The following is a 13,009-nucleotide window of genomic DNA, read 5'->3' as shown; positions in this document are numbered from 1 at the left end:
ACGAGGCTTGCTAGCCTTTGCTCTACGAACGCATTCAGGCCCCGCTGAGCGATTGCTGCGGTACACGCCGGTTGCAATGGGCCTTGAAATACGACCGGGCCGATGAAATTCCTACACACGACCGTCTTTATCGGGCAAGTTCCATGGTGCAGTCGAGTGCTGCAAAATCTGCGCTAGACCGAGCCGCTTCTTCCGAGTCGTCGCGCCTGGTGGAACTGATTCCGTGCGCCGCGCTGTTGTATTCCGAGGACGAAACGATCCTCGCTGCGAACCGGATGTTCTGCGAACTCGTCGGCTACGGCGCGACCGAGTTGCGGCGCCTGCGCGTAGGCGACCTGACGGTGCGCCAGGACCGTCAGCGCGACGACTCCGCACGAACCAGATTGCTGGAAGATCAGCATTCCGAACTAGCATACGAAAAGCGTTTTCTTGGAAAGGGCGGTGCTCCCATCCGTTGCGAAGTGGCGCTCAAGCGCATCGCGGAAAGCGGGGCGGTTCAATATCTCGCGCTCGTACGCAACCTCGGCGCGCATCCGCCGGACGACACCGGCGTCGACGGTCTGCGCGAAGGCGAGTTGATCCTTCAGTCGATCGATGAGGGCTTCGTCCTGCTCGACCGCGAATTCCGCATCAGACGCATCAACGACGAAGCGCTGCGGATCGACGGCCGACCGCGCTCGGCCATCGTCGGCAGGACTCACTGGGAGGTCTGGCCCGGATCCGAAAACCTGCCGCTGGCGGATGCGTACCGCCGGGCGATGCGCGAACGTATCCAGATGAGCGTCGAACAGGTCTACCGCCACAACGGAAAGGACATGTGGATCGAAGCCCGGGCTTATCCCTTCGACGACAACCTGGCGGTGTTCTACCGGGACATCACGCAACGCAAGCAAGCCGAACGGGCGATCCGCGAAAGCGAAGCGAAGTTTCGGACGATCGCGGACGCCATGCCACAACTCGTCTGGTCGACGCGTCCCGACGGCTTTCACGACTATTTCAACCGTCAGTGGTACGACTACACGGGCGTGCCGGAAGGCTCGGCCGACGGCGTTGTGTGGGCGGGCCTGCTCCATCCCGACGACCAGCCGGCCATGCAGGCGCGCTGGCAACACAGCCTGGCGACGGGCGAACCCTATGAGACCGAATTCCGGCTCCGGCATCGCTCGGGCGAATATCGCTGGCGGCTCGGGCGCGCGCTCCCGGTGCGCAACGAGGACGGCGAGATCGTGCGCTGGATGGGCACGAGCACCGACATTCACGAACGCATCGTGATGCAGGCCACCCTGCGCGATACGCAGTCGCGCCTGGAAGCCGCGCTGACCGCCGCGGAGATCGGCACCTGGACATGGGACATTGCGGCCGATCGCGTCCACGCGGATCGCAACCTGGCAGCGATGTTCGGCATTGCCGAGGACGCCGCCGATTCCGCGCCGATGGCCGCCTATTTCGATGTCGTGCACCCGGACGACCGGGGCGCCGTGCGCGCTGGCATCGACAGGTCGCTGAGTACCGGAGAGCCTTATCACGCGCAGTTTCGCATCCGCGAGGCCGGCGGGTCCATCCGCTTCATGCAGGCACGCGGCACGGTGGCGGCCAATGCCGAGGGAGAGCCGCGGCATATGTCCGGCGCGGTCATCGACGTCACCCGTCAGCGGATGGCCGAAGAGGCGCGCCGCATTAGCGAATCGAAATTTCGCACCATCGTCGAGTCCAACGTCATCGGCATCATCCGTTATCGGTTCGACGGTACCGTGGTCGAAGCGAACGACGCTTTCCTGCACATGCTGGGCTACTCGCGCGAACACTTCGAGCTTCACGGCTTGTCCTGGCGTGCGCTCACCCCGCCCGAATGGGACGAAGCAGACCGCCGCGCCCGGGCCAGCCTCGGGGCGACCGGCAGGATGGAGCCCATCGAGAAAGAGTACTTCCACCGCGACGGCAGCCGCGTGCCGGTGTACATGGGCGCCGCGAACTTCGAGGGTTCGCGAGACGAAGGCATCGCCTACATCCTCGACATCGGGAAATTGAAGCAGTCCGAAGCAGCGCTCAGGTCGAGCGAGCTCACCTTCCGGACGCTCGCGGAGAACATTCCGCAACTGGCCTGGATGGCCGACAGCGATGGGTTCATCTTCTGGTACAACAACCGCTGGTTCGAATACACCGGCACCACGCTCGAAGAGATGCGGGGCTGGGGCTGGGCGAAGGTGCACCACCCGGACTACGTCGAGCGCGTGGTCGAGCGCTACCGAAAGCAGATCGTCGAAGATCAGTGCATCTGGGAAGACACCTTTCCGCTGCGCGGCGCAGACGGTCAGTATCGCTGGTTCCTGTCGCGCGCCATGCCGATCCGCGATCAGCACGGTCGTGTGTTGCGCTGGCTGGGCACGAACACCGACGTCACTCTGCAACGCGAGGCCGAAGAGGAGCTACAGCAGGCGAACCGGCGCAAGGACGACTTTCTTGCGATGCTGGCGCACGAGTTGCGCAATCCGCTCGCGCCGATCAGCACCGCGGCGCAATTGCTCAGGATGGGGGAGCGAAACCCCGAGAACATCAGGCGCTCCAGCGAGATCATCGACCGGCAGGTCAAACACATGACGGACCTGGTGAACGACCTGATGGATGTGTCGCGCGTCACGCGGGGTCTGGTGTCGATCGAGAAGGAGGAGGTGAGCGTAGCGTTCGTAGTCAACAGCGCGATCGAGCAATCGCGGCCGTTGATCGAGGCGCGCAGGCAAGATCTGGTGCTGGATTCGTGCGACGGAGACGTCATCGTGCTGGGCGACCGCATCAGGCTGATCCAGGTGCTGACCAACCTGCTGAACAACGCCGCGAAATACACGCAGCAAGGCGGCCGCATCGCGCTCACGGTGCGCGTACGCGGCGACCAGATCGACATCAGCGTCGCCGATAACGGAATTGGCATAGACGCGACTCTGCTGCCACATGTATTCGAGCTGTTCAGCCAGGCCGAGCGTACACCCGACCGCAGCGAAGGCGGCCTCGGTCTCGGCCTCGCGCTCGTGAAGAGCATCGTCGCGCTCCACAACGGCCATATCGCCGCGAGCAGCGCGGGGCGCGGCATGGGCAGCACATTCAGAGTCTCGCTGCCTCTGCTGCCGCGGGACGGCGCGTGCACGGCAAGGCCGCACACCGGCCAGGCCGCCGCCCGATCCCTGCGCATTCTCCTGATCGATCACGCCGAGGACGGTGATGCAGCCCTGTTTGCAGCGCTGCGGTCCGAGGGCCACACGGTCGCGCTGTGCCCCGACGGATCCTGCGCGCTGGGGCGCGCAAGCGAACTGCATCCGGACGCCGTCCTGATTCGTACCGATCTTCCCGGTCTGGATGGCTACGCGCTCGCACGGCAACTGCGCGCGTTGCATCCGCATGAGCACGTGCTATACATCGCGATGAGCGGTACATGTCAATCGCACGACAAGATCGTCGCCCGCAGCGCTGGCTTCGAGCACCACTTGGAGTGGCCAGTTGCGATGACCTCACTGAGAAAGATTCTGGCGATGACGTCGCTCTAAACTGCGCCCCCTGCGCTTCGAAGTCAACGTGCTTTATGTCAACGCGCAATTACATCGATGCCGGTTTGACCGTCACGCACGCCTTGGACTACGGTCGGGTCGTGAACTATCGTGGAGGTGACAAAGAACTTGCAAATGGAGAACGCGATGATCGATTCCTCCAGACTTCGGCAGGCCGGCTTTCGAGGTGAGCTCATCGAGCCCGGCGATCCGCGTTACGACGAGGCCCGCAGTGTCTTCAATGTCTCGATCGACCGGCGTCCCTTGCTGGTCGCGCGCTGCGTCGACGCCGACGACGTATCACGGACCGTGCTGTTCGCACGCGAGCTCGACTTGCCGCTTGCGGTGCGCGGCACCGGTCACAACGTTGCCGGATATGCCGTATGCGACGGCGGCGTCGTCATCGATCTGTCGCTCATGAAAGCGATAACCGTCGATTCGTCTTCGCGCACCGTGCGTGCGCAAAGCGGTTGCAACTGGGGCGAAGTGAATGATGCGCTCCAGCCGTTCGGCCTTGCCGCCACGGGCGGGTTCGTCTCCATCACGGGCGTCGCCGGACTGACGCTCGGCGGCGGCCTCGGCTGGCTGGTCCGTAAGCATGGACTCGCACTCGACAATCTGCAAAGCGCCGAAGTCGTGCTCGCCGACGGTCGCGTGGTGAACGCCAGCGGCCACGAGAACGAGGATCTCTTCTGGGCGATACGTGGCGGCGGCGGCAATTTCGGCGTGGTGACTTCGTTCGAATTCAAGGTCCATCCAGCCGGAACCGTGCTCGCTGGCATCGTGCTGCATCCCGCGAGTGCAGCGGCGGATGCCATTCGCAGATGGCGAGATCTCGAAACGGAAGCATCGGAGGAATCGACGATCGGCGCGCTTCTGCTGCACATGCCGGACGATCCATCGCTGCCTCCTGCATTGCGCGGCGCACCGGTCGCGGGTCTCGGCGGCGTTTATGCCGGTCCGGTCGAAGAAGGCGAAAAAGCGCTTCGGGCGTTGCGCGAATATGGCCCGCCTCTCGTCGACAAGTTCGCGCCCATGCCATACAACGAAGCCCAACGCATGGCGGACGCGCTGTGGCCGCCGGGTCTGCACGGCTACTGGAAATCGAGCTATCTCAAAGGACTCGACGATGCAGCGATCGCCGTCGTGGTCGATGCTTTCGCGCGGGTGCCATCGCGTCACACGGTGATCGTCCTGGAGCACTACGGGAACAGCGCGTGGAGTCGCGTTTCCGAATCGGCGACTGCGTTCGGACATCGCGAATGGCCGTGGAATATGGTCGTCACGTCCGCGTGGTCCGACGCCGGAGATGCCGAACGGAACATCGCCTGGACGCGTGAACTGCTGGATGCACTGCTGCCGTACAGAGCGCCGGGCGCGTATGTGAACTATCTCGGCGGCGACGAAGGAAGCGCTGGCCTTCAGGCTGCATACGGAACCAAACTGGAGCGCCTCGCCGCGATCAAGGCGAAGTACGACCCGGCGAACCTGTTTCGACAGAACCCGAATATCGCGCCCGCGCCGGGCGCGCACGAATCGAAGGGGTGATTGCTTCTGCAAGAAGCGGTCGCTGGCTGTCACGCACGCAATGCATGTGCTCGCATGGGCCGAAATTCTGCAAGCGGCTTAGATCAGGTCCGCACGATCAATAGATCCACATTCCGTTGTTGAGGATGATTGGCATTTCTACGCGACTCTTCAACATGGCGCGAATAACGAACGACGACGCGCATCTACCCGCCGACGACGTTGCATCTCGGCCACATTTTTCCTGGATTGCCAATTCCCGCTGCGTTTGCATTAAAGTGAGATCGTCGTATAGATATTGCCGATTTGCTTAGCATGACTGTGCACTTTATGCGTTGATCCGGTGTCGCGCTATTTTCGCGGCGATTCTGTCAGATGATCACGACTGGAGCAAACGAATGAAGAAGTTGCTTATGATGAGCACGGCGACGATGCTCGCGGTGTCGGGATTGGCACATGCGCAAAGCAGTGTCACCCTCTACGGCCTGATCGACGCAGGCCTGACCTACACGAACAACCAGATCACGGGAACGGGCGGCGGACACAGCAACTGGCAGATGACGAGCGGCGCGGTTCAATACAGTCGCTGGGGTTTGCGCGGGGCAGAGGATCTCGGCGGTGGACTGAAAGCCATCTTCACCCTTGAGAACGGCTTCAATCTCAACAACGGACAATACTCGTCGAGCAATCGGATCTTCAATCGCCAGGCTTATGTCGGGTTGTCGAGCCGCGATTACGGATCACTCACGTTCGGCCGGCAGACCGATGGAATGGTCGACTTCGTTGCGCCGCTCTCATTGACCGGCACGGAATACGGCGGCACGCATTTCGCACATCCGTTCGATGTCGACAATTTGAACGATTCATTCCAGATCAATAACTCGGTGAAGTATCTAAGTCCCGACTACGCTGGATTCAAGCTTGGTGCGTTATACGGATTTTCCAATCAGGCTGGCGGCTTCGCGAACAATCGCGCCTACAGCTTCGGCTTGTCGTATCTGTGGGGGCCGCTCAACTTCGGTGCCGGATTCCTGCAATTGAACGGCGCCGCGCAGACGCCCGGCCAGCTCAATACGAACGGCGCGGTCACCGATACACTTGGCTCCTCCCTTTCCAACGGCGTTCCCCTCGGCGCGCTGGCCAGCCGTCAACAGACTTGGGGGGCGGGCGTGAACTACGCATTCGGCCCGGCGGTGGCCGGGTTCGTCTACACGCAGACCAATCTGACGGAGCTATTTCAAACGGGCTTCAGTACTCATTTCCAGAACTTCGAAGGCAACTTCCGCTATGCGCTTACGCCGGCAGTCCAGCTCTCGGCCGCGTACACCTATTCGCGCGCAGGCGGCAATGCAGGCGGCGGCAGTCCGCACTGGAATCAGGTAAGCGCCATGGCCGATTATCGCTTCTCGCGACGCACCGACGTCTATCTCCAGGGCGCATGGCAGGGCATTAGCGCGAGCAGCAGTTCGCCACTTGGCGTCGCGTGGATCAACGGTGTCAGCGCGCCATCCTCCACGAGCAACCAGGTTCAGGCGACTGTCGGGATGAGGCATCGATTCTGACGCGATCGCATGACAAGACTGCTAACCCGTGCGCGCGACGTTTAAATAGCGCTTCCATACATAAGTTCGCACTACGAAAAACAGTCTTGTTAATTGGTAGATATCAACCTACTGTAAAGCGTGCGCCCTGGCTTTCGGAATAACTTACGCGGCAGATCACTCCGAAGCGCAATTTTGGCAGTTTGCCCGGTTGCGCATACGGAGGGGTCAATCCCGGTCCAACGATGTAGCCAAGAAGCGAGGACGAGGCCATGCGTAAGAAGACTAGTGCCGCTGCGATTGCGATCGCAGTCATGCTCGTTGCGGGATGCGCGAGCGACAATGCGCCGACGAAATCGGAGTACTCAGGCTATTTGGGAGACTATTCCAACCTGCAGCAAACTCAGGATCCCAACGGGGAAACGTTCCTGAGGTATGTCAATCCCAAGCTCAATCCGGCGAACTATAGCGCGGTCATTGTCGAACCTCTCACGATGTATCCGAAAGCCGAGCCGACAGCTCAACTCAGTCAGGCGACGATCGATCAGATACGCGGCTACGGCACCACGTGTCTGAAGCAGGCAATCGGCTCCAGAGTGCGAGTCGTGGAGACGCCCGGTCCGGGCGTGGTCAGGCTGCAGGTCGCCATAACCGGCGTCGCCAGCACGGCGGAAGGGCTCAAGCCATATCAGGTCGTGCCGATGGCCTTCGTCGCGACAATGGCTGTCGATACCGTGGCGGGCGCGCCGCAGCAGGCGAAGCTGCTCGTCGAGGCGCGTGGCACGGACAGCGTCTCGGGAGAAGTCTTGTCCAAGGTCGTGCGCACACATACGGGCGCAAAGCTGCAGCGGGTTTCGTCGAATATGCCCGTGATCACGTTCGAGTCGGTCAAGCCGATCATGGACGAGTGGTGCGACTCGGTTTCCAGAACGGTCGCGCAATTCGTGAGGCCGCGATAGCTCGACCAATGCAACCCGGGCTGGGTCAACCAGCCGGCGAGCATCCATGCCCGACTGATCCCGACGAAACGAGGACAAGTCATGAACAAGCGCGTCCAGCGGATTGCACTCGTGTCCGCTTTGATGGTTTCGAATATGGCCTACTCACAGCAGTATCCGATGCTCGACGCGGCCGCTGGCCGTCTGGTTCAAAAGTACCAGCAATCGAGTTGTGAGCAGTTGTGGCAAGAGCGTGCAGCGAAGAAAGGCGCTCCCGCGTCGCCGGGCGAGCAGAAGGTGATTCAGGCAATGCGCAATGATCCGCAAATGCGCGCCGAGTTTATCAATCGGGTCGCGGCGCCGATCGCCGACAAGATGTTCGAATGCGGGATGATTCCCTGAACGCCCGCCAGACGCTTCGACGTCTTGCCTGAACCGTGAGGTTGCGATGAATTCCTGCAACATGGCATGGCGTTCATTGGGCGTCGCACTGGCTGTGTGCTTCGCCGCGCACGTGGGGGCGCAGCAGGCGTCGTCTCCGAAGCGCGGACAGAAGGCGCCTGCCGGACACATCAAGAAGTCCGTCGTGCCCGACTATCAGCCTGGCGTCGAGTCGCGCGCGATCGACATTCTCAAGGCAACCAGCACGCGCCTTGCCGCCGCGAAGTCGATGAGCTTCACCGCCATCGTTTCCTACGAGAATCCGAGCCGTCTCGGGCCTCCGCTCATCTACTCGACAAAATCGGAAATCGTCATGCAGCGGCCGGACCGGCTCAGGGTGATCACCGTTGGCGATGGTCCGCGCTCGGAGTTCTATTACGATGGCAAGACGATGACGGCGTTCGAACCGGCGGAGAACCTGGTCGCCGTCGCCGATGCGCCGCCTACGCTCGATGCGGCGCTCGAGAAGGCCTACGATATCGGCGCGATCTATTTCCCGTTCACCGATGTGATCGTCGCGGATCCATACAAGGATCTGGCAGACGGGCTGAAAGTTGCCTTTTACATCGGCCAGTCGAGCGTGGTTGGCGACACCAAGACGGATATGGTCGCGTACGTGAGCGGCGACGTGTTCGTTCAGGTCTGGATCGGCACGGAAGACAAACTGCCACGCCGCATTTACGCGGTCTATCTGAACGATCCCGCCCGGTTGCGTCACGTGCTCGCGCTGTCGGACTGGGTGCTGGATTCGCCCGTTCCCGCGGACAGCTTCAGACCTGCCGACATCTCCGGCGCGGCACAGATTGCTTTCGAGCGTCCCGACTCGACGAGCTCGCCTGGCATGCAACCGCCGCCGAAGGTCAGGACCGCCCATCCTCAATGAGGAGGCACATCATGAAGACAGTCACGCTCTACGCGGCCGGTTGCGTGATTCATGCGTTCGCTTCGGGTCCTGTTTGCGCGTGGGAGCATGCGGGCGGCTGGTCACACGAGAACGTTGCCGGCGGAGCGGCCTATCATGCGGCCGGTTCCGGTTCGACAACCCGCACCAGCGCCTACGGCGGCAGCGAAACGCACACCTACGGGCAAGGCACGACCGCGACCGGCCGCTACGGCGACACGGCCACGCACACGCAAGGTTCGGGGCAGACGAGCGTCAGTACGCCATATGGCGCAAACGCGACCCACACGTATGGGCAGGGCACCACGGCAAGCAATGCATACGGCGGCACTGCCACGCATCAGGCGGGGTCAGGGCAGACCACTTACAAGAACGCGTCTGGCGCAACCGCCACGCACACCTATGGCCAAGGCACGACCGCGACCAATGCGTCAGGGGGGACGGCGACACATGCCGCGGGATCCGACTACACGACATACACGAGTGCGTCGGGCACGACGGCGTATCACAGCAACTATTACGGAACGACGCAGGCGGCCTATCATCCCCCGACGACGGTGAATGTCTACGGGTCCGGGTGCTACAACTGCGGCGGTTGGTCCACGGCGGGCGCCGCTGCCGCGGGCGCTGTAGTGGGTGCGGCGGCAGGCGCCGCGGTCGCATCGGCCAATACGCAAACAGTCGCGGCGAATGCCTATAACGCCGGCTACGCCGCGGGCGCGACCAACGCTCCGCCTGCGCCCGCCCCGGGCAGTTCAACTTTCGCCATGGGCGCGATTTACGCGACGCTGCCCGCCGGCTGTACCAAGCCCCCGGTTCAGGGCGGCACGTACTACTTGTGCGGCAATACGTGGTTCAAGCCTTCCTACGGCGCGAACGGCGTCTACTACCGCGTGGTTGCCGCGCCCTGACGGGCATCGTGGCAACGCGGGTGATGGCGACAGGCGAAGTCAGCAAGAGAACGGCGCGCCAAGAGCGTTGACTGTGCGCTCGGGCGCATCGGTCGAATCACGGCCGATCGAACGATGCGCCGATGAACGCTCGTCCCCACGCGCGGCTCGTGGATCTTCAATCGAGGGTCATGACGACGCGCCCGTCCACCTTGCCACTCTTGAGATTCGCGAGTACCGCGTTGATGTTCTCGAGTCTCTCGCGCTGAATTCGTGCACGAACTTTCCCTTCGGCAGCGAAGTCGAGCGCTTCCTGCAGATCGCGCCTCGTGCCCACGATCGAACCGCGGACCGTGACGCCATTGAGCACCGTCGAGAAAATCGGCAGCGGAAAATCCCCGGGAGGAAGCCCATTGAGCGAGACGGTACCGCCACGGCGCACCATGCCGAGTGCCTGTGCGAACGCGCTGCGCGATACGGCGGTGACGAGCACGCCATGCGCGCCGCCGATCTCCTTCTGGATGACCGCGGCAGGATCATCCTGCGAAGCGTCGATCGTGAATTTCGCGCCCAGTTCGCGTGCGAGCGCGAGCTTTCCAGGATCGATGTCCACCGCGACGACATGCAGGCCCATGGCGATCGCATATTGAACGGCGACGTGCCCAAGTCCGCCGATGCCCGAAATGGCTATCCACTGGCCCGGCCTCGTATCCGTGACGCGAATGCCTTTGTAGACCGTCACACCTGCGCACAGAATGGGCGCGATCTCGTCGAATTCGACGTTTTTCGGCAGATGCCCGACATAGTCCGGATCGGCCACGACGTATTCCGCATAGCCGCCGTTCACGGAGTAGCCCGTGTTCTTTTGCGCCAGGCAAAGCGTTTCCCACCCGGAGAGGCAATGTTCGCAGTGGCCGCAAGCCGTATAGAGCCACGGCACGCCCACACGATCGCCTTCTTTCACGTGGCGCACGTCCGCTCCGACCGCCGCGACATGGCCCACACCTTCATGGCCGGGAATGAACGGTAGCGCTGGCTTCACGGGCCAATCGCCGTCAGCCGCATGCAGATCCGTGTGGCAGACACCTGACGCGGCGATCTTGACGAGAATCTCTCCGCGGCCCGGCGAAGGCACCGGAACCTCTTCGAGGCGCAAGGGCTCCCCAAAAGCGTGTACGACAGCAGCCTTCATGAACGTAGCCATGGTCGCCTTCCGTAGACGTTGGACAACGGCGAACGCATCGATCGCCGAACGTCCAGTATCCGCGCTGGCGGACATCGGATTTTGACTCACGTCAAGCGAATGTCTCTGGCAGGCCGTAAATGGACCCGGGCCGGCGTGCACGGCATGAGGGAAGTCACGCGACTGTCACGCTATCGGACTACCTTCAACTCGCTACAGCACTGGTTACAGCATCAGTGACCGCGCGTCCGGTTCTTCCGCGCGACGCTGCCATGGTTCGGGGAAGAGCCCGTTCGGGCGAGATGGCTGATCGTGTGATTCGCGGTGCGCTTTCGCCCATGAATCGAGCACCAGCCGTCAATGTACGTCCTGTTTCCAGTTGTGCAGATTGTCGCGTACGCGGCGCGCCACGAGGACCGACAGAAAGTCCATGATTCGCGCCCCTTCGCTGAACTCGGCCCAAGTCTCTTCGAACATCCTTGACACTGTTTCCACGGGGGTGTTGGTGTCGATGGCGATCTTCTCGACGATCTCCTTGTCGATATTGGGCGTGGCCATGGCAGGCTCCGGGCTGACGTGAACGAATCGCGCGGGAACGGTTTCAATTACACAGGCCGCCCGATATCCGAGCCAATTGAATTGCGCTATCGGTGAGTGCTTCGGGGTGCGAACGGACGTGCCGATGAGTGGACGGGATCGCAACCGGCGGCACGGGTTGCGGCACATCTCGTGGGAATGAATGTCGTTTCGCCCCAACGTGAGATGGCGCAGCCAAAAGTGTCGCGGCCGACAGAACGCGGAAAGCGGCAGCGAGCGAATTGCTCAGCGCTCCTGGCCATGTTTCCGCGCGGCCTTGTGCGCGTACATCTTGCTGTCGCTCGACGCGAGCAGATCGATGATCGAAGCATGCCGCGCCGCTTCGAACTGCGTCTGCCCGACGCTGAAGCGAATCTGATAGCCGAGCGACGATGTTGCGTTGCTCGCCGCCAGCGCGAGGCGCAAACGGTCGAGCGCGTGGCGCGTTTCGTCGTCGCGGGCGTCGGTCAAAAGCGCGACGAACTCGTCGCCGCCCAGACGCCCGATCACATCGCTCTCACGCAAGGACTCGCGCAACGCGGCCGCAAAGGTCGCGAGCGCGCGATCGCCTTCTGCGTGGCCGAAGGTGTCGTTGATGCGCTTGAAATCGTCGAGATCGAAGAACAGCAGAGACGCGTCGCGGCCCATGCGCTTGCACACGTTCAGCGCATGCTGCGCGAGCGCCTCGAAGCCGCGGCGGTTCGCGATGAGCGTCAGTTCGTCGACGGTCGCGAGCTCGATCGCCGCGATCTCCTGCTCCGCGATGTGCGCGAGATCGCGCAACAAACCACGCTGCTCGGTATCGAGCTCGCGCGGACGCATGTCGATGAGGCACAGCGTGCCGAGCTTCGATCCATTGGGCACCGTGAGCGGCTGGCCCGCGTAGAAGCGGATGCCCGGATCACCCGTGACGAGCGGATTGTCGTGAAAGCGCACGTCGGCGCGGGCATCCGGGATCATGAAGACGTCGTCGTGCAGGATCGCGTGTCCGCAGAAGGACACGTCGCGCGCGGTCTCCTGCACGTCGAGGCCCGCGCACGACTTGAACCACTGCCGGTTTTCGTCGATGAGGCTCACGAGCGCGATCGGCACATCGAACAGGCGCCGCGCGAGGCGCGTCAACCGGTCGAAGCGTTCCTCCGCCGGCGTATCGAGGATGCCGAGCGTGCGCAGCGTCGCCAGGCGGGCGGGTTCGTTTTCGGGTTTCGGTGCGACGAGCATGTGCCTCCGGATCCGTTATGTGACCACTGAAGGCATTATTTTCCGACAATTGCGCAAACAATTCAGCCCGTTCGCGCCCACGCGCGCGGGCGAACGCGCGGCGCCGCGTTTTCGCTATCATGCCGATGGTCTGCGGCCCTTTGTCACGGCAATTTCTTCGCACGCCCGGCGCCCGATCGGGTCCGATGCATTCGGCGCGATTTTGCAGCGAGCTTGCGGCCCCATCGCATGAGCCGACGATCCCATTCACCCGAT

The 13,009-nt window shown here is 62.5% G+C and carries 11 protein-coding genes; 8 read left to right on the top strand and 3 right to left on the bottom strand.

Annotated features, from left to right (window positions below; genetic code table 11):
- Positions 1–209 precede the first annotated feature (209 nt).
- The 7 genes from AC1Z32_RS30825 to AC1Z32_RS30795 all read left to right on the top strand — a co-directional run bounded on the left by AC1Z32_RS30825 (position 210) and on the right by AC1Z32_RS30795 (position 9,795).
- Positions 210–3,536 carry a PAS domain S-box protein gene (locus AC1Z32_RS30825; protein ID WP_483482618.1) on the top strand — a complete coding sequence of 1,109 codons (3,327 nt, stop codon included), beginning with the start codon at positions 210–212 and terminating at the stop codon, positions 3,534–3,536.
- A gap of 147 nt (positions 3,537–3,683) precedes the next feature.
- Positions 3,684–5,084, top strand: a complete 1,401-nt coding sequence (locus AC1Z32_RS30820; RefSeq protein WP_483482617.1) for an FAD-binding oxidoreductase — start codon at positions 3,684–3,686, stop codon at positions 5,082–5,084.
- A 377-nt stretch (positions 5,085–5,461) separates the two neighbouring features.
- Positions 5,462–6,625: a porin gene (locus tag AC1Z32_RS30815; protein ID WP_483482616.1), complete on the top strand. Its 1,164-nt coding sequence runs from the start codon at positions 5,462–5,464 to the stop codon at positions 6,623–6,625.
- A gap of 251 nt (positions 6,626–6,876) precedes the next feature.
- Positions 6,877–7,563 (top strand): DUF3313 domain-containing protein, encoded by a 687-nt coding sequence (locus tag AC1Z32_RS30810; RefSeq protein WP_483482615.1) that lies wholly within the window; start codon positions 6,877–6,879, stop codon positions 7,561–7,563.
- Between the two features lie 81 nt (positions 7,564–7,644).
- The gene (locus tag AC1Z32_RS30805; protein WP_483482614.1) at positions 7,645–7,944 is read left to right on the top strand and encodes a hypothetical protein; all 300 of its coding nucleotides are present in this window, start codon (positions 7,645–7,647) and stop codon (positions 7,942–7,944) included.
- A 46-nt stretch (positions 7,945–7,990) separates the two neighbouring features.
- On the top strand, positions 7,991–8,866 hold the full coding sequence (locus tag AC1Z32_RS30800) for a DUF2092 domain-containing protein (RefSeq protein WP_483482613.1): 876 nt from the start codon (positions 7,991–7,993) through the stop codon (positions 8,864–8,866).
- An 11-nt stretch (positions 8,867–8,877) separates the two neighbouring features.
- Positions 8,878–9,795 carry a hypothetical protein gene (locus AC1Z32_RS30795; RefSeq protein WP_483482612.1) on the top strand — a complete coding sequence of 306 codons (918 nt, stop codon included), beginning with the start codon at positions 8,878–8,880 and terminating at the stop codon, positions 9,793–9,795.
- A gap of 157 nt (positions 9,796–9,952) precedes the next feature.
- Here AC1Z32_RS30795 and adhP read toward each other — a convergent pair whose 3' ends face one another.
- The 3 genes from adhP to AC1Z32_RS30780 all read right to left on the bottom strand — a co-directional run bounded on the left by adhP (position 9,953) and on the right by AC1Z32_RS30780 (position 12,754).
- Positions 9,953–10,978: an alcohol dehydrogenase AdhP gene (gene adhP / locus AC1Z32_RS30790; protein ID WP_483482611.1), complete on the bottom strand. Its 1,026-nt coding sequence runs from the start codon at positions 10,976–10,978 to the stop codon at positions 9,953–9,955.
- A gap of 336 nt (positions 10,979–11,314) precedes the next feature.
- Entirely contained in the window at positions 11,315–11,515 is a 201-nt protein-coding gene (locus tag AC1Z32_RS30785; RefSeq protein ID WP_483482610.1) for a DUF3562 domain-containing protein, read from the bottom strand.
- A 264-nt stretch (positions 11,516–11,779) separates the two neighbouring features.
- Complete coding sequence (locus AC1Z32_RS30780) at positions 11,780–12,754, bottom strand: GGDEF domain-containing protein (RefSeq protein ID WP_483482609.1); 975 nt, start codon at positions 12,752–12,754, stop codon at positions 11,780–11,782.
- Between the two features lie 19 nt (positions 12,755–12,773).
- Between AC1Z32_RS30780 and AC1Z32_RS30775 the strand changes: the two genes are divergently transcribed.
- A complete protein-coding gene (locus AC1Z32_RS30775) occupies positions 12,774–12,986 on the top strand; it encodes a hypothetical protein (RefSeq protein ID WP_483482608.1) in 213 nt (70 codons plus the stop codon).
- Positions 12,987–13,009 lie beyond the last annotated feature (23 nt).

It is taken from the genome of Caballeronia sp. 11_S32, assembly GCF_056930355.1.
This window is presented reverse-complemented; position numbering and strand designations above follow the sequence as displayed.

Coding starts and splice junctions, on each gene's coding strand:
- AC1Z32_RS30820 (WP_483482617.1), top strand. CDS start 3,684: ATGATCGATTCCTCCAGACTTCGGCAGGCCGGCTTTCGAGGTGAGCTC.
- AC1Z32_RS30815 (WP_483482616.1), top strand. CDS start 5,462: ATGAAGAAGTTGCTTATGATGAGCACGGCGACGATGCTCGCGGTGTCG.
- AC1Z32_RS30810 (WP_483482615.1), top strand. CDS start 6,877: ATGCGTAAGAAGACTAGTGCCGCTGCGATTGCGATCGCAGTCATGCTC.
- AC1Z32_RS30805 (WP_483482614.1), top strand. CDS start 7,645: ATGAACAAGCGCGTCCAGCGGATTGCACTCGTGTCCGCTTTGATGGTT.
- AC1Z32_RS30800 (WP_483482613.1), top strand. CDS start 7,991: ATGAATTCCTGCAACATGGCATGGCGTTCATTGGGCGTCGCACTGGCT.
- AC1Z32_RS30795 (WP_483482612.1), top strand. CDS start 8,878: ATGAAGACAGTCACGCTCTACGCGGCCGGTTGCGTGATTCATGCGTTC.
- adhP (WP_483482611.1), bottom strand. CDS start 10,978: ATGGCTACGTTCATGAAGGCTGCTGTCGTACACGCTTTTGGGGAGCCC.
- AC1Z32_RS30785 (WP_483482610.1), bottom strand. CDS start 11,515: ATGGCCACGCCCAATATCGACAAGGAGATCGTCGAGAAGATCGCCATC.
- AC1Z32_RS30780 (WP_483482609.1), bottom strand. CDS start 12,754: ATGCTCGTCGCACCGAAACCCGAAAACGAACCCGCCCGCCTGGCGACG.